The following is a 270-nucleotide window of genomic DNA, read 5'->3' as shown; positions in this document are numbered from 1 at the left end:
AGGCACAACCTGCCACCGATCTGCCAGCGCTACCGCCCCTGGAACAACCACCAGTACCCCGTGCGGCTCAGGTGATTCGGCCTGAATTTGTCGCCCCAGCGTTCCAGCCACCAGACGACTTTGAAGAACGCTACCTGCTTGCCGTAGAGATCGAGCAGCGAGCCGACGCCGGAGACGCCACCGACGCTGAGGTGTTGTGGGCCAAACGATTCAAGACCAGCAAGGCGTTTATCGCCGGAAAAGACCTTCACGAAATGCGCACCCGCCAGG

At 61.1% G+C, this 270-nt stretch carries 1 protein-coding gene; it reads right to left on the bottom strand.

The window, feature by feature from the left end:
- Positions 1–29: 29 nt before the first annotated feature.
- The coding region (locus Q4563_RS20090) for a hypothetical protein (RefSeq protein WP_303605768.1) at positions 30–270 on the bottom strand (241 nt) is incomplete at its 5' end.

Source organism: Gilvimarinus sp. 1_MG-2023, assembly GCF_030548285.1.
This window is presented reverse-complemented; position numbering and strand designations above follow the sequence as displayed.